The sequence below is a fragment of the Allobosea sp. FG18 genome, from assembly GCF_057809495.1.
The window spans coordinates 131,903-150,859 of the sequence record NZ_JBMDKB010000019.1 but is presented as its reverse complement, the minus strand read 5'-3'; the positions used below and the strand labels follow the sequence as shown (position 1 = coordinate 150,859).

Genomic DNA, 18,957 nt, shown 5'->3' with positions numbered 1-18,957 from the left:
TCTCGTACTCGACGTGAGCCGTCGAGATCGTGATGCCGCGAGCCTTCTCTTCCGGAGCCTTGTCGATCTGGTCATACGCCGTGAACGCAGCGCCGCCCGTCTCGGCCAGAACCTTCGTGATCGCAGCCGTCAGTGACGTCTTGCCATGGTCAACGTGACCAATCGTTCCAATGTTGCAGTGCGGCTTGTTCCGCGAAAACTTCTCTTTGGCCATGACACCCTTGTCCTCGAAGGCGGCCCTTCGGGCCCAGAAACGCGGTCGCATTAGGGGTTTTTGCGCGGCGACGCAAGATTGGTCGCGTTCGATCCCGCACGCGAGAGCCGTGCGACGAAAACACCCGGCTGGCACGGGCAGCTATCCCGCCCTCACCGGCTTGCGCCAAGCGCCCGCATCGGTAAGTTCCCGGAATCATACTGAGGGGGGCAGGATGGTTCGGCGAAAAACGAGGGGTTTCTGGCGCGGCGTTGCCTTGCTGAGCATGGCATGGAACGGGCCGGCGGCTGCTCTGGAACAGGCGCGACCATCGAAGCCCGCTCGGGACTGGGCTCTCCTCGTCAGCCCCTATGCCTGGGGAGCCTCCCTCAAGGGCAAGGGTTCGCTCGCCGGAATCAGCACGAGCATCGGCATTCCCTTCTCCGACGTCCTCGACGAACTCGACCTCGCCGTGATGGGCAATGCCGAGGTCACCAATGGCCGCTTCGGCTTCTATGTCGACGGGCAATATGTCGAGACCAGCCAGAGCAAGCATCTGCTGGCACATCGAGTCTCGCTCGGCGTCGCCACCACCCGGCTGTCGGCCGGCGCCTTCTTCAAGCTGTACGAAACCGAGCTTGGCGGAACGACGGTCTTCGGTCGTCCGCGGTCTCTCTCGTTCGAACCGACCGCCGGCATTCGCTGGACCAGGCTTTCCGGCGACGTCGGTGTGCCAGGCTTCGGTTTCGGCAAGGCCTCCGGATGGTACGACCCTTTTGTCGGCCTCAGGATCAATGCGGATCTGACGGATCGCTGGAACCTGTTCGCCGAAGCCGACGCAGGCGGAACCGACGCGTCGCAGTACAGCCTCCACGCGCAGGCCTATCTAGGCTACCGAATGCTGTTGCTCGGCCGTGAAACGACCTTGCGAGCGGGCTACCGCGCGATCCACCAGAACTATGCTGCCGACGACTTTACCGGGCGAAGCCGCTTCCGCTGGGACGTGACCCAGCATGGGCCGGCCGTCGGCCTGACCATGCGTTTTTAAGCGCCTATCTCAGGACAAGCAGATGATTCGAGAAAATCGTCGTCGCGGCGGCCACGTCGCGGCTTTCACCCTTGCCGCGGCCCTGATCGCACAAACAGCTGCCGAAGCCTGTACACGGCTGGTCTATTTCGGCGCGAGCGGACGGGTGGTGACTGCGCGCTCGATGGACTGGAAAAGCGATGTCGCGACCAATCTCTGGATCATGCCGCGCGGCGTCGAGCGAACCGGCGAAGCCGGACCGAACTCGATCCGCTGGACCGCGAAATACGGCAGCGTCATCGCCTCGGGCTACGACATCTCGACCACGGACGGCGTCAACGAGGCCGGGCTTTCCGCCAACCTGCTCTGGCTCGTTGAATCCGAATACCCGAAGTTCGACGCCGGCTCGAAGCCGGGCCTGACGATCGCTGCCTGGGCGCAATATGTGCTCGACAATTTCGCCACGGTCGCCGAGGCCGTCGAAGCCCTGCGCCAAGAGCCGTTCACGATCATCACCGACGCCGTGCCGGGCGAGACCCGGCTGGCGACGCTGCATCTCTCGATGTCCGACGCGACGGGCGACAGCGCCATCGTCGAATACATCGGCGGCAAGCAGGTCATCCACCACGACCGCCGCTACCAGGTGATGACCAACTCGCCGATCTTCGACAAACAGCTCGCCCTCGACGCATACTGGAAGCAGATCGGCGGCACGGTGATGCTGCCCGGCACCAACCGGGCCGCGGACCGCTTCGCCCGCGCCTCCTTCTACGCGAATGCGATCCCGAAATTCGACGATCCGAACCGGGCCGTCGCCAGCGTCTTCAGCGTGATCCGCAACGTTTCGGTGCCGTTCGGGCTGAACACACCGGAGGAACCCAATATCTCCTCGACGCGCTGGCGCACGGTCGTCGACCACGCCCGCAAGCTCTATTTCTTCGAATCGGCGCTGACGCCGAACACCTTCTGGGTCGACCTGAAGAAGATCGATTTCGCGAAGGCCGCCGGGACGCGCAAACTCGATCTCGGCACCGACCAGGATCACATCTATGCCGGCGACGCCACGGACAGGTTCGTGGCGGCAAAGCCCTTCGCCTTCCTCGGCCTCACGCCATAGAGCCGACGGCGCAGCGGCTTACTGGAACACCCGCCGGTAGCGCTTCACCATCTCCGGATCGCCAGAGACCTTCTCGGGGTTGTCGGAGAGCTTCACCGCCGGGCGCCCGTTCGCCTTGGTGACCTTGCAGACCAGCGAGATCGGGTCGAGCGCGCGCGAGCCGTCCGGCGAGCAGCCGACAAGGTCGTTGGTCAGGTCCGTGCCCCAGCCGAAGGCCATGCGAACCTTGCCGTCGAAATGATGGTAGACGCGCTCGATCGCATCGACATCGAGCCCGTCTGAGAAGACCAGCATCTTGTCGCGCGGGTCGCGCCCATGCTCGCGCCACCAGGCCATGATGGTCTCGCCGGCCGGGATCGGCGGCGCGCTGTCGGGGCGGAAGCCGGTCCAGTCGGCGACCCAGTCGGGCGCATGACGCAGGAAGCTCTGCGAGCCGAAGGCATCGGGCAGCGCGATCAGCAGGTTGCCGCCATAGACCTGGCGCCACTCGTCGAGCACGCGGTAAGGCGCGCGCAGCAACTCCTCGTCCGAATCGGCGAGCGCCGCCAGCACCATCGGCAATTCATGAGCATTGGTGCCGATCGCCTCCAGATCGGCATCCATCGCCAAGAGCACGTTCGAGGTGCCGGTGAAGGCCGATCCCAGGCCCTCCTTCAGCGCCTCGACGCACCAGCGCTGCCAGAGATGGCCATGGCGGCGGCGCGTGCCGAAATCGGAGAGCTTGAGATTCGGCAGCTTCTGCAGCCGCTCGACCTTGTCCCACATCTTGGCCTTGGCGCGGGCATAGAGCACGTCGAGCGAGAAGCGCTTCTGGCCGAGCATGACTCGGCGCGCCCTGAGCTCGTTGACGATTGCGAGCGCCGGCACCTCCCACATCGTGCTGTGGGTCCAGGGTCCCTCGAAATGCAGCTCATACTGCCCGTCGACCTTGCGAAGGTCGTAATCCGGCAACTGGAAATCGGCGAGCCAGGCCATGAACTCCGGCGAGAACATCTGCGTCTTGCCGTAGAAGCTGTTACCGGCGAGCCAGATCAATTCGTTCTTGGTGAAGCGCAGCGAGCGGGCATGGTCGAGCTGCGCCCTGAGCTCGCCCTCGTCGACGATATCGGCGAGGCGAATATGCTTCGAGCGGTTGATCAGCGAGAAGGTGACCTGCACATCCGGGTGGAAGGCCCGGATCATCTGCAGCATCAGCAGCTTGTAGAAATCGGTGTCGAGCAGGCTGCGGATGATCGGGTCGAGCCGCCAACCGTGATTGTAGGTCCGCGTCGCGATGTCGGTGAAGATCATATCGAAGTCCGGGCCGGCTCACGGCGTAGGCGTTGGAACGGCGCGGGCGCCGGGCGAAGGAGAGCGCATCAGAACAGCGCCTTGAGCCCCGGCGCAAGCGCGGGCCACGCAGCCATGCCCAGCGACAGGACCATGAGGGCCACCAGCAATACGCCCAGCAACGGCAGCACCTCTCTGAAGACCGCCCCGGCGGGCACGCGCATGATACCGCTGACGACGTAGACGAGGATGCCGAGCGGCGGCGTCAGCCCGTGGATCATCAGGTTGACGACGAGCACCACGCCGAACTGGATCGGATCGAGCCCCGCCGCCACCGCGACCGGCAGCAGCAGCGGTGCCAGCAGCAGGATCGCTGCGCCGATATCGAGGAAGAGCCCGGCGACCAGCAGCACGAGATTGGCGAGCAGCATCACCGCATAAGGTCCGGCGCCGAACGCGGTGACGAGCCCGGCCATCTGCTCGGAGACCCGGTCGACCGCAAGCAGGAAGGCGAAGGGGGCGGACGCGCCGATCAGCAACCCGATCGCCGCAGCCTCCGCTGCCGATTTCCGCAAGGCGGCGAGCACCCCGCGCCCGTTCAGGCTGCGCAGCGCGAGGCAGGCGATGACGGCATAGGCGACGGCGAGCGCCGAAGCTTCCGTCACCGTCACCACGCCGAAGCGGATACCGACGACCACGACGATGCCGAGCCCGATCGCGGGGATGGCGCCGATCAGCGCCCTGCCCCGCTCGGCCGCGCTCGCCTTCGGCGCCGCGTCGACGACGCCGCGCGCACTGAGATGGATGCCGATCGCCAAGGCCAGCGCCAGCACGCCGCCTGCGACGAAACCGCCGACCAGAAGCGAGCCAACCGAAAGATTGGTCGCGCTCGCCAGGATCAGGAAGGCGATCGAGGGCGGGATGATGTTGTCGAGCATCGACACGCCGGCGACGATCGCCGCCGCATTGGCCGGCGGATAGCCGCGCGCCACCAGGGTCGGCGCCATGACCTTGGCCCCGAAGGCAGCATTCGCGACCGAGGACCCTGATGCGCCTGAGAACAGCACGCTCGCGACCAGCGCCGTCTGCGCCAGCCCCGCCCGCCAGTGCCCGACCAGCGTCGCGGCGAAGCGGATCAGGCGTTCGGCGAGCCCGCCCGCTGTCAGCAGTTCGCCGGCCAGCAGGAAGAAAGGGATTGCCAGCAGCAGGAACTTCCCGACGCCACCGACCATGGTCTGGACGATCGCCGGCTCCGGCATCAATCCGCCGAACGGCCCGGTCAGTGAGACGCCCGCCAGCAGGGCGAAGGGCAATGGCACGCCGAGCAGAAGCCCCACTCCCGCGACGAGCGCCGCAACCAGGCTCGGCGTCGGAAAGAGATCGAAGGAGAGCTGCGCCAATCCGTAGCAACCACCGCCGAGCACCAGCGCCGCCACCGCGCCGGCCCAGCCCCGCTCCAGCCCGGCGCGCAGAAAAAGCGCTATGATCGTCAGCCCGCCCCCGCAGGCAAAGACGGCGAAGCGCAGGGCCTCCGGCAGGCCGAGCACGGTGGAATGGCCGCCAACGAGCAAAGCGACATTCGCCCCGCCGGCCGCCAGCACGAATGCGCCATGGAAAGCGATGGCATCCGCGAGAATGGAAGCAACGCGCCGAGGTATGGCAGGCAGCAAGCGGACCAGAACATCAAGCCGCATCGCCAATGTGCCGGTGACGGCAAGCGGCGCGCCGACCGCGATCAGCGCGAGATGCAGCCAGATCGCCAATTCGTCCGACCAGACGAAGCCGCCGCCGAACAGATAGCGCTGCAGGACGGCCGCCATGACCACGAGAAACAGCGCCGCCAGGATCGCGGCGCCGGCGAACTCCAGCATCGTGCGGAATACGGCCTCCGCCCGTACCGGAAAGCCGCTCCCGTGATTTCGATCCACCGACTGGCTCATCCTGCCGCCATGCCCCGTCCGGACGCCCTGTTCCGGCCTCGCGGGCCGCGCGTCAAGCGGCCTGAATTGACATCATCCCTGTATTCGCCGCAGGAGCGGACTTGTGGCGGCGCCTCGGCCGGGATTGGATGGTGCCACCGATCCGCCTTTTCCAGCCTTCCAGAAGACGCGCATGGCTTCCGAAACGACCTCGCCCTTAGCCGGCTTCGGCACGGCCCCCGCCATCCCCTACGACCTCGCCGTCATCGGCGGCGGCATCAATGGCTGCGGCATCGCCCGCGACGCGGCCGGGCGCGGCGCTTCGGTCGTCCTGTTCGAGAAGGATGATCTCGCCAGCGCCACCTCCTCGCGCTCGACCAAGCTGATCCATGGCGGCCTGCGCTATCTCGAGCATTACAAATTCCGGCTGGTGCGCGAGGCCTTGATGGAGCGCGAGCGGCTCTGGGCCATCGCGCCGCATATCATCCGGCCGCTGCGCTTCGTGCTGCCGCATCACAAGGGCCTGCGCCCGGCCTGGCTGCTCCGGCTCGGCCTGTTCCTCTACGACCATATCGGCGGCCGCAAATTGCTGCCGGCGACGCGCACGCTCGACCTCGCCCATGACGCCGCCGGCCAACCGCTGAAGGACGACCGGGCCAAGGCCTTCGAATATTCCGATTGCTGGGTCGAGGATGCCCGCCTCGTCGTGCTGAACGCGATGGACGCCGCCGTGCGCGGCGCCGCGATCCACACCCGCACCCGCGTCACCGCCGCCCGTCGCGAGAACGGCCTGTGGCAGCTCGACGCGGACGGCCCCGAAGGCCGCCAGACGGTCTGGGCGCGCACGCTCGTCAACGCCGCCGGCCCCTGGGTCGGCGAGGTCCTGAACGGTGTCATCAACACCAATGCCAAGGCCGGCGTCCGCATGGTCCAGGGCAGCCATATCGTCGTGCCCAAACTCTACGATCACGACCGCTGCTACATCTTCCAGAACGCGGACGGGCGCATCATCTTCGCCATCCCCTACGAGCAGGATTTCACGCTGATCGGCACGACCGACCGCGACTATCACGGCGACCCCGCCGAGGTCGTCGCGACGCCGGACGAGATCGCCTATCTCTGCGCCGCCGCGAGCGAGTATTTCCGCCAGCCCGTCACGTCGGAATCGGTGGTCTGGACTTATTCCGGCGTGCGCCCGCTCTATGACGACGGCGCCTCGAAGGCGCAGGAGGCGACGCGCGATTACGTCCTGACGCTCGATGCTCCCGAGGGCGAAGCGCCACTGCTGTCCGTCTTCGGCGGCAAGATCACGACCTATCGCCGCCTCGCCGAGGCCGCGATCGCAAAACTGGCGCCGCTCGCGCCTTGGGCGGCACGCGCCGAATGGACGGTTGCCGGTGCCTTGCCCGGCGGCGATTTCCCGGTCGGCGGTTTCGACAAGCTGGTTGGCGAGATTGCCGCAGCCTACCCCTGGCTCGAACGGCGCAGCGCGACGCGGCTCGCCCGCGCCTATGGCACCCGCGCCCGCGACATCCTCGGCGATACGAAGAGCCTCGCCGATCTCGGCCGGCATTTCGGCGCCGATCTCTACGAGCGCGAGGTGCGCTACCTGATGAAGGCGGAATGGGCGCGCCGGGCGCAGGACGTGCTCTGGCGCCGGGGCAAGCTGGGCCTGCGGCTCTCGAAGGCCGAGAGCGAAGCGCTCGACGCGTTCATGCGGCAAGTAGCGCTAGCGGCCTGAGCGAATTTCGAAGCTTGCCGTCGGCCCTCCGAACCGCGCCGTCATCCCGGGCTTGACCCGGGATCCATCCGAGGGCTCGGGAGCTTTACGATGGATCCCGGATCGGCGCTGCTGCGCAGCTTGTCCGGGATGACGGACACCTCGGGTTGGAGGCCTCACGCTACCTGATAGGCGAATTGCCCCCCCTCGACCGAAACCTTCGCCTCGGTCAGCGGCTTCTTCTCCAGTTGCAGGTTGAGGATCGCCCGCGACAGCGCCGGCAGCATCGAGTTGGTGATGATGTTGTCGATCATGCGCCCGCCCGAATCCGGGTCGTTGCACTGGCCGACGATGTGTTCGACCACCGCGTCATCATAGACGAAGGCGGCCTTGTGGTTCTCGGCCAGACGCTTGCCGATGCGGCCGAGCTGGAGCCGCACGATTCCCGCCAGCATGTCCGAGGACAGCGGATAATAGGGGATCGTCACGAGCCGCCCGATCAGCGCCGGCGGAAAAACCTTCAGCAGTGCAGGCCTGAGCGACACCGCCATCGCCTCGGGATCGGGCTTGGCCGCGCCATTGGCGGACAGGCTCATGATCTCGTCAGTGCCGACATTCGAGGTCAGGATGATCAGCGTGTTCTTGAAGTCGATGCGCCGGCCGGTGCCATCCTCCATCTGGCCCTTGTCGAAGACTTGGAAGAACAGCTCGTGCACGTCGGGATGCGCCTTCTCGACCTCGTCGAGCAGCACCACCGAATAGGGCTTGCGCCGGACCGCTTCCGTCAAGCGACCGCCCTCGCCATAGCCGACATAGCCGGGAGGCGCGCCCTTAAGTGTCGAGACGGTATGCGCCTCCTGGAACTCGCTCATATTGATGGTGATGACGTTCTGCTCGCCGCCATAGAGCGATTCCGCCAAGGCCAGCGCCGTCTCGGTCTTGCCGACGCCGGAGGGGCCGCAGAGCATGAAGACGCCGATCGGCTTGTTGGGATTGTCGAGCCTGGCGCGATTGGTCTCGATGCGCTTGGCGATCATGCCGATGCCGTGGCCCTGCCCGACGACGCGCTTGTTCAGCGTCTCCGCGAGGTTGAGCACGGTCTCGATCTCGTCCTTGACCATCCGGCCGACAGGGATGCCGGTCCAGTCGGAGACGACTGAGGCGACGGACTGCTCGTCGACATGGGCGTAGATCATCCGGTTGGCCGGATCGACTTCGCTCAGCGCCGCGAATTTGGCGTTGAGCGCCGCGCGCGATTCCGCCGGATCGACGGCTGGCTCGGACGCCGGAGCTTCGGCTTGGGCCGGCGCGGACGCGACATTCTCGGTCGCCTCCGGTTGGACGGCATCGGCCGTCGACTGCGGCGCCATCTCGCGGAGCTTGGCCCAGAGCGCCTTGATCTCCTTGACGATGCTAAGTTCACCCGTCCAGGCCCCTTCCAGCCCCGTCAGCTTCTCCCCCTTCTCCGCCATCTCGACCTCGATCTCGCCAAGCCGCTTGGTGGTATCCGTGCCGAGATCGGCATCGGCGGTCAGCGCCGCCTTCTCCTGCTCCAGAGAGGAGATCGCGACCCGCGCATCCTCGATCGCGGCCGGCGTCGCGCTCTGGCTGATGGCGACGCGGGCGCAGGCCGTGTCGAGCAGGCTCACCGCCTTGTCGGGGAGCTGCCGCGCCGGGATGTAGCGATGCGAGAGCGAGACCGCCGCGACGATGGCGGCATCCGAGATGCGGACCTTGTGATGCTTCTCCATCGGGCCGATCAACCCGCGCAGCATCGTACAGCAGCGCGCCACGTCGGGTTCATCGACCTGAACCGGCTGGAAGCGCCGGGTCAGCGCCGGGTCCTTCTCGAAATACTGGCGGTATTCCGACCATGTCGTCGCCGCGATCGTCCGCAAAGTGCCGCGCGCCAAAGCGGGCTTCAGCAGGTTGGCGGCATCACCCGTGCCGGCCTGCCCGCCGGCACCGATCAGCGTATGCGCCTCGTCGATGAACAGGATCACCGGCGTCGGTGAGGACTGCACCTCGTCGATCACCGAGCGCAGGCGCTGCTCAAACTCGCCCTTCATCGAGGCGCCAGCCTGCATCAGGCCGATATCGAGCGCGCAGACGCGCACACCCCGGAGCGGCGGCGGCACGTCGCCCGAAGCGACGCGCTGGGCGAAGCCTTCCGCGATCGCGGTCTTGCCGACGCCGGCCTCGCCGGTGAGGATCGGATTGTTCTGGCGCCGCCGCATCAGCACGTCGATGACCTGCCGGATCTCGTCGTCGCGGCCGAGGATCGGGTCCATCGTGCCGGAGCGAGCCTTGACGGTGAGGTCCTGCGAGAAGCGGTCGAGCGCGGTCGTGCCCTTCGCCCCTTCGGCCTGTTCGGCGCCGGGCGTGCCTGCCGCGCGCAGGCCCGATCCGTCCATCGGCCGCAGGTTTTCTTCTTCCGAGCTTTCCCAGATCTTGCCGTAGCCTGCGGCCAGTTCCTCGACCGGAATCTTGGAGAATTCCTTGGACAGACCGGAGAGCACGCGGCGCAGTTCGGTCGATTTCAGCGCGGCAACCAGCAGATGGCCGGTCCTGATCTGCGTCTCCCCGAAGAACAGGGTCGCGTAGTGCCAGCCACGGTCGAGGATATCGACAATGTGGTTGGCGATGCCCGGCATCTCCGTCTCGTTGCGGCGGAAGCCCTCGACCACGCCGCCGAGCTCCATCAGCATCTTGGCCCGGTCGAGCTTATAGTGATCGGCGGTCAGGGTCAGGTCGTTCGAGGTACCCTGCAGGATCTGGAGCAGCCAATGCGCCAGCTCGACATTGCGATTCCCCGCCCCCTTCGCCTGCCTGAGCGCCTGCAGGAAGGTGTCGTAGCCGACCCGGTTGAGCTTGCCTGTGACGGCTTCGAGGCTGATATCGGCCATGGTCGTCCCCTTCAGTGTCCGGTAGCGGCAGTGCGGCTTCGTTTCAGGCGCAGGCTTTCGGCGGGATGGAAGCGGGCGTCGCGGCGTAGCGCCCCCTCCTCGACATTCCAGTTCGGCGCCATCCAGCTCGTCCAGCCGAGATGGCCGGACTGACCGAGCCGGACCGGCTTCACCGCACCGACCGGCAGGGCAAGCTCGACATCCCATTCGAACTGCTCGCCGAGATGGAAAAACACCGCATCGGCCAGGGGCTCGCAGCGGTCGCCATCCGGCAGGAAGCGCGCGAACTGTTCGAGGTCGCGAGCAACGATCTTCACGCGGAACTTGTCCTCGACGCTGTAGACGCTGCCGCCCAGCAGCGCGTCGCTGCCCAGCGTGCAATGCGAACCACCGAGCCGCGTCCGGTCTACCGGGTCGAAGACCAGCCACATGCCCGTAAACTGCTCGATCTCGATATCAGCCTTGAACAGCCCGGCGAGGAAGCGCCGCAGGCGCGAGGCCGATTTCGCCTGCGCGCCGATCAGCCCGGCATGGGCGAGCTTCTCGGCATCGGGCACGCTGTCGCGCTTGAGATAGGGCTTCGAGCCCACCCCGATCATGCTGCCGATATACGCGGCGAAACGGTCAAGATCGGGCCGGTCATGCTGGGCGACAGGTCGCGAATCCGCCCAGGCCCGGTAGAACAACTGCAGGAAGCGGTGGTTGAAGATGTCGAGGAACCGCGGGAACGCGTCGTCGCGCGCCAGCGTCCAATGATAGCTCTCCTCGGTCGTCGCCAATGGCAATGGCCCCTGCGGGCCGAGCAGGCCGAGGAACTTGACGAAGAGCCGCAGGCGCCCTTGCCCGTCGCGATCGGCTTCCGCGATGCTCGACGCCGGAAAGTCGAGATAGGGCTGCTCGCCCAGCGCGACATACTCGTCGCGGCGCGAGGCGACGTCGCCGACGCGCGGCCGGTCGGGGAAGCTACGCTCCAGCCGGCGCATCGCCGCATAGAAATCGAAGCGCCAGGGCTCGGCCTCGAGCTGCGCCTGGTAGTCCGGCGCCTTCTCCAGCGGGGTGGCCGCGTCCTCGCTCACAGGATGCGCCTCGCACCGGCGCGCGGCGGAAAGCGCATGACTTCGCCGCGCTCGACGGTGCGGATCACCGTCTGGGTGAAATGGTTCATCGCCGCATATTCGGCGAAGAAGCGATCGAGCACCGCCCCGAGCAGGAAGACGCCCGAGCCCTCGAACGCCTTTTCATCGAGCAGCACGGTGATTTCCAGCCCGCGTGCTGCACCGGTCCCCGCCCGCTGCGGAAAGCGGCGCACCACGGCGCGGCTGTCGACGCCCTTGATGCCGCGAATACGCCGCTCGGTGGCGCTGTCGGCGAGATCGGCAAAGAGCGAGAGCAGTTCGCGCAGTGCCTCGCCGTTCTCGCCGGCGCCGCGCTGGACGAGGCCGAGATGATTGAGGCTGATCAGATTGACCAGCCGCCAAGTCACGACGCCTGTGCTCGCGGTCTCCGAGCGCAGCTTGAGCTGGGAGACGACCGGCTCGCGCGGCGGCGTCGGCCCGGCAAGGCAGGCGATGTCGAGCGAGACATTGTCGATCAGGCGGAAATCGGCGCCGCCCTGCCCCGTCGGCAGATGCTCGGTCAGGTGCCGGTTGGAGCAGAGCGCCCGCACGCTGAGCTCGGCGACGGACGCGGTATCAGACACACCGGCCGGCTCGACCAGCGAGATGAACATCTCGGTGCCCGTATAGTCTGAAGCCCTGCCCTGCCGGCGCTCGACCGAGGAGCGGCGGCGCGGCAGGCGGCGCTGCGTAAAGTGCAGCCCCTGCGTCGGCGAGGCGCCCTCCGGCGAGGAATAGAGCGGGTGGACCGGCTGTTTCTCCCGCCCGCCGACATAATGCGCGTGGACCGAGAGGATGCTGTGCGGCTCGTAGTCGAGCGCGCGGCTGCGGTCGGGCACGACATGGAACTCGTGCTGGTTCGTCTTGACCGGGATGCGGTCCGCCGTCTTCTCGAACAGGTTGATCGCCGGCGCCGCATAGAGCGCGAACATCTCCTTGCGCACGGCGGCAGGCAGCCGCGTGTTCGCCTCGTCGAAGACGAAGATGATGTCGACCGACTTGGCCTTGAGCTTCGGCATGATGCCGGCGAGCCCTTCCAGCCGGAAACCCAGGAACTTGCGCGGGAACCAGAACAGTTCGCGCAGCAGGTCGAAGCCGCGGAAGACGCGGGTATCGGCCGGCAGCAGCGCCTCATCCTCGTCGAAGCCGATCTGTTCGAGCCGGCAACCATCGCCCGATGTCACCACCGGATCGCCGAATTCGTCGAGATGGCGAAAGTGGATGCCGATGCAGTTCGAGAACAACTGCTCGTAGAGCGCCACCGCATCGGCCTCGCTGCCGAGCAGATGGACCGGCAGTTCACGGGTTCGACATCCGGCGAACCAGCTCGCCGGGTTCTTCAGCGCCTGCGCGGCCGAGGGCTCCTGCTCGCGATCGGCCATCATCCGGTGGGTCAGCGAAATGCGCAGGCCGGACAATGCCCGCGGGCCGGTGCGCAGGCCGAGCGCCTGCAAAGGCCCAGGAGCCGGGATGTACTCCGCTGCCGTGATCTCGAAGGGCCAGAGCGTGACATCGCCGCCGAGGCGATAGCGGCAGGCGACCCGGCGCTCGCGCTCCAGATAGGTCGCGTCGATATAGGAGCCGCGCGCGATCCGCATGCCCTCGCGGAGCGCCGGATCGGAATAGGTCGGCACCACGCCGGCCAGCAGCGCCGAGGGCGTCGGCGCCAGATAGTTCGGCAGCAGCTGCTCGATCAGGTTGTTGGTGAATTCGGGAAACTCGTGCCGGAGCTTCAGCTGGACGCGCGCGGCGAGGAAGGCCGCGCCCTCCAACAGGCCACCGACCATCGGGTCCATGCGCTCGCCGGCCAACCCGCCGAGCCGCTCGGCGATCCCCGGATATTCCTCGGCAAACTCCTTGCTGTGCTCCATGAAGAGCCGAAGTTCCTGATTGTAGAGGTCGAGAAACTCCTGGTTCATCGCGTCACCGGCCCTTGATGGCGATTTTACCTGTGTCCAGCTCGAGATCGGCAACGAACTGGACGGGAATATTGAGCGGTTCGCAATTCAGATCGGCGCGAACGAGGAAACGGACTTTCAGCTCGGCCGGGTCGAGGCTGTCGTCGCGCTCGACGGCGACCGATTTGCGGATCAGGCGCGGCTCGTAGCCGACCAGCACATCGGCAAGGTCCTCGCGGATGGCATCGACGCGATGCTCGTCGATCGAGAGCCGGGTCAGGTCCGGAAAGCCGTGGTTGAGCACCGAGCGGCGCACATGGTCGAGCCCGGAAAGATCGAGGCACGAGCCGAGATTGATGGTGTTGACGAGCGCATCGAGGTCGAGCGCGATCTCGCGGCGCAGCTTCTGCTCGGTAATCGCGGCGCGAGGGGCGGCCCGGCGCGGCGCAATCACGCGTTCACCGCCCTCGTCCCTCAGGTCGAGCGCGGTCTTCGCATCCTTTTCCAGATGCGCCTCCCGGAATGCGAACATCAAAGGCGGCCTGAGCCGCTTCTTCGAGACGGGATCGACCATGATCTGCCACGCTGCCGGCAAGGTATCGGCTCCGGCACGGGGCCGGAGCCGATACGCTTCGTCTTACTTCGCTTCCTTGGCCTTGATGTCGTACGACATGGTGATCGGCGACTCGAGGGTGCCGTCCGCCTTCTGCGCCTTGTACTCGTATTTGATCTTGGCGTAGTTCAGCGAGAACTGATCGGTCGGGATGCTCGAACCGCCGGCGGCGTCGCCGGACTGATAGCTCGACACCAGTAGGTCCTCCAGCGTCAGCACATAGTAGTCCTGCTGCTTGTCGCCCTGCTTGCGGACGAAGAGCACCGCCTTCTTGATGTGCTTGCCGGTGGCGCAGAACAGCGCGAGATTGGCCGAGGCCTTGCCGACCGAGGACGTGAAATGCACGTCCTGGAAGCTCGCCTTGCCGGCGCCGCCGCCCGCATTGGACGCATGCGAGCCCGCATTGCTGATGCCCCAGGAGAAGGAATCGACCTCGATCGTATCCTTGTGCTTGGAGTCCTTGCTTTCGCCCTTGATGCCGTCGATCTCGAGCAGGAAGTCGCTAGCCATTTTTACCTCCAGGGTAGGAATTGCATGGGCACGCGGATGCGAGCCCGCCGTGGACGCACTTCTCCTGTCGCGCCGCCCTCACACGGCCGGCGCGCCAAAGATCCTCGTTGTCGCCGTCACCGGATCAGGTGACGGTCACTGCTTGGGAGCTGGCAGTCGCGAGACCAGGCTCAGGCCGATATCCATGCCTTCGAGCTGGAAGTGCGGCCGCAGATAGAACTTGGCCGAGTAGTAGCCAGGGTTCTCCTCGTCCTCGAAGACGTCGATGCGCGCATCGGAGAGCGGGCGCCGCGCCTTCGTCTCTTCGCTGGAATTGACCGGATCGCCGTCGACATAGTCGGTGATCCACTCCTGCAGCCAGCGGCGCAGCGGCTCCTTTTCCTTGTAGGAGCCGATCTTGTCGCGAACCATGCACTTCAGGTAGTGCGCGAAACGCGAGACTGCGAACATGTAGGGCAGCCGCGCCGACAGGTTGTCCGAAGCCGTCGCCGCAACCCCGTCGGGGCCGGAGAACGCCTTGGGCTTGTAGAGCGACTGCGCCCCGATGAAGGCGGCCTTGTCGGTGTTCTTGCGATGGATCAGCGGGATCAGGCCGGATTTCGCCAGCTCAGCCTCGCGCCGGTCGCTGATCGCGATCTCGGTCGGGCATTTCAGGTCGACGCCGCCATCATCCGTCGGGAAGGTATGCGTCGGCAGGTTCAGAACCTCGCCACCCGACTGGACGCCGCGGATGCGCGTGCACCAACCATATTCCTTGAAGGCGCGGTTGATGTTGACCGCCATCGCGTAGGCCGCGTTCATCCAGGCGTATTTCTCGCCCTTGTGCCCGTCGGTATCCTCCTCGAAGGCGAACTCCTCGACCGGTTCGGACTTGGCGCCGTAAGGCACCCGCGACAGCACGCGCGGCAGGCACAGGCCGACATAGCGGGAATCCGCCGCATCGCGCAGGCCCTTCCAGGCCGCGTAGTCCGGCGTGTCGAAGACCTTGCCGAGATCGCGCGGATTCGACAGCTCCGTCCAGGTGTCCATGCCCATCAGGGTCGGGTCGGCCCCGGCGAAGAACGGCGCATGCGCCGCCGCCGCCACCTTCGACAGATCGCGCAGCAATTGCACATCGGTCGGGACATGGCTGAAATGGTAGTCGCCGACCAGGCAGCCGAAGGGCTGTCCGCCGAGCTGGCCGAATTCCTGCTCGTAGACCTGCTTGAACAGCGGGCTCTGGTCCCAGCGCGCGCCGGGATAGGTCTTGAGATTGCGGTAAAGCTCGCCCTTGGAGACGTTCATCACCTTGATCTTCAACTGCGCATCCGTCTCCGAATTGAAGACGAGATAGTTGAGACCGCGCCAGGCGCTTTCGATCTTCTGGTATTCGGGTGCGTGCAGCACCTCGTTCATCTGCTCGGTCAGCTTGGCATCGAGCCGGGCAATCATCTCCTCGATCGTGTCGATGACGTCGCCCTTGATCAGGGTCTGGTCCGCCAGCGCCTGGTTGACCAGGGTCGCGACCGCGTTCTCGACCTCGGTCGCCGCCCGTTCGGTCTTCGGCTTGAAACTCTGCTTCAGGATCGACGAGAAATCGTCGATCTCGCGCGTTTCGACTGCTGCCCCGCCGGGCCGTTGGGTTTGTGCTTCCGCTGCCATTGCCGCCTCGCTCGCTTAACCGCCTGCAGGCCCTGCCCCCCGTCCCAAATGGGCGGGATCGCTTCAGATCATCCGGAATATTGCTCCTGCGAAAACCGGTCCCGGCTTTCGCGGCCGGCGCAGGCCTGCGCCCTGCCCTCAGTTCGCCGTCTTGTCTTCGGAAGGCTCGCCCTTGCCGAGCTTGTCCTTCAGCGCCGCCATCAGTTGAGGATCGGCCAGCAGCGCCTTGATCTGGTCGCTCGCGGCCATCTTGCCATCCATGTAGCGCAGCAGGTTGGCGAGCTGCTCGCGCGCCTCCAGCAGCTTCCCCGTCGCCGGGATCTGGCGGGCGATGGCGGCCGGGTTGAAATCGTCGAACTTCGAGAATTTCAGCGCCACCGAGAGCTTTTCGTTGCTGTCGTCACCCAGCTTGTTGGGCACGTTGAAGGACACGGCCGGCTCGATCGCGGCCATGCGCTGATCGAAATTATCCATGTCGAAGTCGAGGAACTTGCGCTGCGAGATGTCGCTCTTCTCGACCGCCGAGGCGTTGCCCGACAGATCCGCCATGACGCCCATGACGAAAGGCAGTTCGACCTTCTGCTCCGCGTTATACGGGTCCTCGTAGGTGATATGGACCCGAGGCGGCCTGTTGCGGCGGATGAACTTCTGTCCAGAATCTCCAGCCATGTGACGTGCCCCTCTGCATTCGTGCCACGCAGACGTAACGTGACATCCTATCCGTTTTCACCCGTCCTCGATATAGTCGCTTGAGCGTGACGGGAGGTTCAAGGCGATGACGAAAAACTTCCCTAGCTATCGACTTCCGGGACCGGCACGACATCTGGCAGGATGTTGCCGAGAAGCGACATGAAATCATGCTGCGCCAGCGCACAGGCCTTGTCCATCAGGAGCGGCGTCGGGTGCGAGGGTTCGACCTGGCGATAGAAGGCGGCGACCGCCCTCATCGCGTTGACCGCATCCGCACGGCTGCCGATTGTGATCGCCGACGGCCCCGGGGCAGGCGCGGGAACGGCCTCCTCGGCCGCCTCCACGACAACATCCTCGCCATCGCTCCCGTCGGAAGCCTCCTCGCTCGCCTCGGCATCGCCGTCGGAGCTGTCCTCGGCCTCATCGGCGCTGTCGGCGTAGCTCTCGTCCGTGTCGCCGCTGGTTTCGTATTCGCTTTCCGCCTCATAGCCGTCCGGCGCGGGCAGCCGCTCCAGCGGCAGCCGGAACCGGCGCTGGTCGCCGATCTCGAAGACCGCCTTGTCGACCTGGTCGGGGAACATGATCTGGATGACCTCGATCAACGACTTTCCGATCAGCTGCTGCGCCTGCCCGATCAGCAGGACGGCCGGGCTCGAAGGCTCGGTTTTGCGAAAGTAGCCGAGGCAGGCAGCCAGCGTATCCTTCACATGGAGGATGCTCGAAAGGCTGCCGGGACTGAAGGTTGCGGTGTTTGCTGCCGACCCTTGCGGAGCGGCCGCCACGAGCTCCGGCCCCGTCGCCTGATGGCCCGGGACGCGCCGTGCGACCGCCGCGTCGAGGAAGGCGGCGATCTGGTCCAGCAGCGTCGCCAGGCGCGGAAAGCCGAGGGGATGATCGACACCGACCTTCTCCAGCCAGGTCGCGCGCAGGCGCGCGAGCGCATCCCGCGCCGCATTCACCCGGCCGAGCACCGCGACCAGATCCTCGGCTTCGACCTCGCCCAGCGCCGCCTGGATCGTGCTCGCATCGGGATGCTGCTCGCCGTCGACCAGCTTGGTCTCGCCGCTTGCCACGAGCTGGCTGCGGAACATGAACGGTCCGATCCGCCGGCTGACGAAGAGCGGCGCGTGCTGCAGCGGCAGCACCACCGTCGCCAGCTCGTCGAGCCCCTGCAGGGCGACCTCGCGCATCACGAAATCGCCGTCCATCGCCCTGGGATGCATCTCGTCCCAGTACGAGCCGAGGAGATCGGCCATGGCTGAGAGGCTGGCAGTGAAGCCCGGCACGTCGCGGTTGAGGATCGTCAGCTTGGCCGCGAGCACGAAGACCCTGAGATCGCGCGAGCGCTCCAGGAGCTTGCCGAGTTCGGCGAAGGCGGCGGGAAACTCGATGCTCGTCCGGTCGAAGGCGATCTGCCGCCCGTCATCGTCGCGGCGAAAATACGAGGCCGGCAGCGCGACCTCGAGCCGCGCCGTGGCGTTCATGAAATCGAGATCGTCTTCGAGATCCGGCCCGCAGGGCTCCTCAGCCGAGATCGGCTTCGTCAGTTCGGCGAAATTCAGGCCCGCCATCGCTCTCCCCGCGGGAGCATTTCCGCACTTCCCCGAAGCGCCAAAATGCTCCAAATCTTTGTTTTATCGCATTTTCTTCACGCGAACCGGCATCCACTTCGCTCGAAAATGCGCTAGCAGGAGCGGCGGCCCGGTCACGGCCGGGGTCGCCGCAGCCACTTCGTATCGTGCTTCACTCGGTACGCAGCCGGGTCTCCACCCGGCGATTGTCGCCGGAAAGCGGATCGGCCGCGATCGGCTTGCTCTGCCCATAGCCCTTGGCCACCAGATTGGAAGCCTTGACGCCATGCCCGCCGAGGTAGCGAACCACGGCCTGGGCGCGACGCTGCGACAGGTTGAGATTGTAAGCCGCGCTGCCGGCAGCGTCGGTATGCCCCTCGACCATGAAGGTCTGCTTCGCGAGCTGCGGCGTCTTCAGCGCCTTGGCGAACTCGTCGAGATTGAGCTTCGCCTCGGGCTCCAGCTCGTCGGAATTGTATTTGAACTTCACGACGAGATCGAAGGCGCTGACCGGCTTGGCCGGCTCGACCACCTGCCCCGCCCTGGCGCATTCGGCTTCCGTGCCGACGCAGAGGCCGCGCGTGATGGCGGGCTTCGGCGCCACGGCCGGCCCGAAATGCTTGACGATGTCGTCGGCCTTGTAGGTCTGCGCCCCCGCCCCGTTCGCCGTGGAGAGAACCAAAGCGCCGGTCAGGGCGACAAAGGCAGTGAAGCCGGGCTGCTTGCGCATGGGAACTCTCCCGCTGAGTGTCGCCATCTGGCGGTCGA

The 18,957-nt window shown here is 66.0% G+C and carries 15 protein-coding genes; 3 read left to right on the top strand and 12 right to left on the bottom strand.

Features of this window, described 5'->3' with window-relative positions:
* The coding region (locus ACODTJ_RS20770; protein ID WP_488849746.1) for a GTP-binding protein at positions 1 to 214 on the bottom strand (214 nt) is incomplete at its 3' end.
* A 109-nt stretch (positions 215 to 323) separates the two neighbouring features.
* Here ACODTJ_RS20770 and ACODTJ_RS20765 point away from each other — a divergent pair.
* Together ACODTJ_RS20765 and ACODTJ_RS20760 are read left to right on the top strand one after the other, a co-directional pair.
* Complete coding sequence (locus ACODTJ_RS20765) at positions 324 to 1,241, top strand: porin family protein (RefSeq protein WP_454656583.1); 918 nt, start codon at positions 324 to 326, stop codon at positions 1,239 to 1,241.
* A 22-nt stretch (positions 1,242 to 1,263) separates the two neighbouring features.
* Positions 1,264 to 2,337: a linear amide C-N hydrolase gene (locus tag ACODTJ_RS20760; protein ID WP_454656582.1), complete on the top strand. Its 1,074-nt coding sequence runs from the start codon at positions 1,264 to 1,266 to the stop codon at positions 2,335 to 2,337.
* A gap of 18 nt (positions 2,338 to 2,355) precedes the next feature.
* Here ACODTJ_RS20760 and pncB read toward each other — a convergent pair whose 3' ends face one another.
* A complete protein-coding gene (pncB, locus tag ACODTJ_RS20755; protein WP_454656581.1) occupies positions 2,356 to 3,627 on the bottom strand; it encodes a nicotinate phosphoribosyltransferase in 1,272 nt (423 codons plus the stop codon).
* A 68-nt stretch (positions 3,628 to 3,695) separates the two neighbouring features.
* Entirely contained in the window at positions 3,696 to 5,534 is a 1,839-nt protein-coding gene (locus ACODTJ_RS20750; protein ID WP_454656580.1) for a TRAP transporter large permease, read from the bottom strand.
* Between the two features lie 184 nt (positions 5,535 to 5,718).
* Here ACODTJ_RS20750 and glpD point away from each other — a divergent pair, with 184 nt between their 5' ends.
* A complete protein-coding gene (gene glpD / locus ACODTJ_RS20745) occupies positions 5,719 to 7,266 on the top strand; it encodes a glycerol-3-phosphate dehydrogenase (protein ID WP_454656579.1) in 1,548 nt (515 codons plus the stop codon).
* Between the two features lie 155 nt (positions 7,267 to 7,421).
* On the opposite strand, the gene tssH is transcribed toward glpD, so the two are convergent.
* From tssH to ACODTJ_RS20700, 9 genes are all read right to left on the bottom strand, one after another.
* Entirely contained in the window at positions 7,422 to 10,151 is a 2,730-nt protein-coding gene (gene tssH, locus ACODTJ_RS20740) for a type VI secretion system ATPase TssH (RefSeq protein WP_454656578.1), read from the bottom strand.
* A gap of 11 nt (positions 10,152 to 10,162) precedes the next feature.
* Positions 10,163 to 11,227 carry a type VI secretion system baseplate subunit TssG gene (tssG, locus tag ACODTJ_RS20735; RefSeq protein WP_454656577.1) on the bottom strand — a complete coding sequence of 355 codons (1,065 nt, stop codon included), beginning with the start codon at positions 11,225 to 11,227 and terminating at the stop codon, positions 10,163 to 10,165.
* Positions 11,224 to 13,185 (bottom strand): type VI secretion system baseplate subunit TssF, encoded by a 1,962-nt coding sequence (gene tssF, locus ACODTJ_RS20730; protein ID WP_454656576.1) that lies wholly within the window; start codon positions 13,183 to 13,185, stop codon positions 11,224 to 11,226. The genes tssG and tssF overlap by 4 nt, the downstream gene beginning before the upstream one ends.
* Positions 13,186 to 13,189: 4 nt before the next feature.
* Positions 13,190 to 13,759: a type VI secretion system baseplate subunit TssE gene (locus ACODTJ_RS20725; protein WP_454656575.1), complete on the bottom strand. Its 570-nt coding sequence runs from the start codon at positions 13,757 to 13,759 to the stop codon at positions 13,190 to 13,192.
* Positions 13,760 to 13,801: 42 nt separating this feature from the next.
* Positions 13,802 to 14,287: an Hcp family type VI secretion system effector gene (locus ACODTJ_RS20720; protein WP_454656574.1), complete on the bottom strand. Its 486-nt coding sequence runs from the start codon at positions 14,285 to 14,287 to the stop codon at positions 13,802 to 13,804.
* Positions 14,288 to 14,422: 135 nt separating this feature from the next.
* On the bottom strand, positions 14,423 to 15,928 hold the full coding sequence (gene tssC, locus ACODTJ_RS20715) for a type VI secretion system contractile sheath large subunit (protein WP_454656573.1): 1,506 nt from the start codon (positions 15,926 to 15,928) through the stop codon (positions 14,423 to 14,425).
* A 138-nt stretch (positions 15,929 to 16,066) separates the two neighbouring features.
* Positions 16,067 to 16,597 carry a type VI secretion system contractile sheath small subunit gene (tssB, locus tag ACODTJ_RS20710; RefSeq protein ID WP_454656572.1) on the bottom strand — a complete coding sequence of 177 codons (531 nt, stop codon included), beginning with the start codon at positions 16,595 to 16,597 and terminating at the stop codon, positions 16,067 to 16,069.
* A gap of 122 nt (positions 16,598 to 16,719) precedes the next feature.
* Entirely contained in the window at positions 16,720 to 18,189 is a 1,470-nt protein-coding gene (locus ACODTJ_RS20705) for a type VI secretion system protein TssA (protein WP_454656571.1), read from the bottom strand.
* Between the two features lie 172 nt (positions 18,190 to 18,361).
* The gene (locus ACODTJ_RS20700; RefSeq protein WP_454656570.1) at positions 18,362 to 18,919 is read right to left on the bottom strand and encodes an OmpA family protein; all 558 of its coding nucleotides are present in this window, start codon (positions 18,917 to 18,919) and stop codon (positions 18,362 to 18,364) included.
* Between the last annotated feature and the right edge of the window lie 38 nt (positions 18,920 to 18,957).